This is a genomic window from Muriicola sp. (assembly GCF_041567615.1).
GTDB lineage: Bacteria > Bacteroidota > Bacteroidia > Flavobacteriales > Flavobacteriaceae > Muriicola.
In genome coordinates this window covers 1-2246 of record NZ_JBFGBM010000266.1, presented here as the reverse complement: position 1 = coordinate 2246, position 2246 = coordinate 1, and the positions used below count along the sequence as shown (strand labels likewise).

Below are 2246 nucleotides of genomic sequence, written 5' to 3'. Positions count from 1 at the left end.
GAGAGCCGTGAATTGCTGACCGATGTTCTCAGAAACGACTGGGGGTTCCAGGGTCTGGTTATGTCCGACTGGTTTGGGGGCAATGACGCCGTGGCCATGATCAAGGCAGGAAATGACCTGCTGGAACCCGGTACAAAAAGGCAATGGAACGCCCTGATCGAAGGACAGGAGAACGGGACCCTGTCTGAGGCCGAGATCGACACCTCGGTGAGACGTATCCTGGAACTGGTTTTCAAATCAGGCAATATGAAAGGAGCGTCCTACACCAATGATCCAGACCTGACGGCCCATGCGGAGATCACGAGAAACTCCGCTGCTGAGGGCATGGTCTTGCTCAAGAATAATGGTGTCCTTCCGTTGAAGGACATCAGCAACATCGCCCTGCTCGGGGTAACCTCCTATGACTTTATCGCGGGGGGTACCGGATCCGGAGATGTAAATGAAGCTTATTCCGTTTCCCTGGAAGAAGGACTCCGGAACACAGGGGCAAACCGGGAAGAAGGGTTCAGCAGCTCGTCTTTTAAGATTACACCCATCGCAAAGGAAGCCTACGATTTACATAAAAAAGCAAATTCCGAAGAATTCGTAAAACCTGAAGGCATCAATGCCATGTTCGAACCCTACAATCCACCGGAACTTATCTACACCAAAGAACAAATGGAGAAGATCGCTGCCGAGAGTGATGTAGCCGTGATCACCATCGGCCGCAACAGCGGGGAAGGGGGAGACCGTCGGGAAAAGGACGATTTCCTGCTCAAGGCCGAGGAAAGGGCCATGCTCGAATTGGCGAACGAGGCATTCCACAAAGCGGGTAAACCCGTAGTAGTAGTCCTCAATATTGGAGGAGTGATCGAAACGGCCAGCTGGAAAAGCCTGGCCGATGCCATCCTCCTGGCCTGGCAGGGCGGACAGGAAGGCGGGAACTCTGTGGCAGATATCCTGAGCGGAAAGGTAAATCCCAGCGGAAAACTCCCCATGACCTTTCCGATAAAACTAAGCGACCATGCTTCCCATGCGAATTTCCCATTGGATGGCCGACCCATGAGCATGACGGACCTCATTTTCCCTCCTGCTGAAAAAGAGGAATCAGAAAAAGAACCCAATGTCGATTTTACTGTGTATGAGGAAGGGATTTATATAGGCTATCGCCATTTCGATAAAAAAGGCCTCGATGTTTCCTACCCATTCGGGTATGGCCTTTCATACACAACCTTTGAACTCGACTCCCTGAGCCATACAACTGAAAATGGTGCTATGATCGTAAAGCTGGCTGTACGCAATACCGGTGAGGTCTCGGGCAAGGAAGTCGTCCAACTCTATGTTGGAAAATCAGATTCGGGTATAGACAGGCCTGAGAAGGAACTGAAAGCCTTTACCAAAACCAGGGTACTGGCCCCGGGGGAGTCCACAGAGATTACCATGAACGTTCCTCTTTCGGAGTTGAGCTACTGGGATGAAGATGCATCCGCATGGAAATTGGAAGAAGGCACTTATGAAATTCAGGTGGGGACATCTTCACGTGATATCCGGCTGAAAGGGGAGTTCCAGATTCAGGAATAGTGAAAAGACAAGAACAACAAGGCTAAATAACCTTAGGACAGAGAAGCGTTCAACTACGCCAAAACCTCATATACCGTGATACTCTTTTTCTTGTTTTTGAGTTGTACCTCGCCTACTTTTTTGCATTCAAAGGCTTCCTTGATCTTTAGGTAGCACTCCTCAGGGATCAGGATCTGGTTCTCCTCAGCTGCAAACTCCAGTCGGGCTGCCGTGTTCACTGCATCCCCGATCACGGTAAAATCGAGCCGTTTCAGGCTGGAGGACCCGATATTCCCCGAGACCATCTCCCCGCTGTTGATCCCGATGGAGACACTGGGCCGGTATCCGCCCATCTCCTTGATCTCAGGAAGTTTACTGATCTGTTGCCTTACCGCCAGGGCGGCATCCAGGGCGCGGTCCAGGTGATAATCCCCCCTGAAAACCGCCATGACCGCATCTCCCATGAATTTATCGATATAACCTTCCTGGGCTATGATCTCCTTCACCATGGCGTCAAAATAGGAGTTGAGCATATTCACCACAGAATCTGCACTGTTTGTCTCGCTCAAGGCTGTGAATCCGCACACATCGATGAACATGACCGTGGCCTGGATATTCTCGTTGGCCATGACGGCGGATTCGAATTCCTTCCGCCCCATAAAATTGAGCACATTTTCATCCACATACATCTTCAGGATATTGTTCTC

At 50.6% G+C, this 2246-nt stretch carries 2 protein-coding genes; one reads left to right on the top strand and one right to left on the bottom strand.

Going from position 1 to position 2246, the window contains the following annotated elements; genetic code table 11:
* A partial coding sequence (locus tag ABYP73_RS12900) for a glycoside hydrolase family 3 C-terminal domain-containing protein (protein ID WP_372974605.1) occupies positions 1-1560 on the top strand: 1560 nt, incomplete at its 5' end.
* 53 nt (positions 1561-1613) lie between these two features.
* On the opposite strand, the gene ABYP73_RS12895 is transcribed toward ABYP73_RS12900, so the two are convergent.
* A partial coding sequence (locus tag ABYP73_RS12895) for an adenylate/guanylate cyclase domain-containing protein (RefSeq protein ID WP_372974604.1) occupies positions 1614-2246 on the bottom strand: 633 nt, incomplete at its 5' end.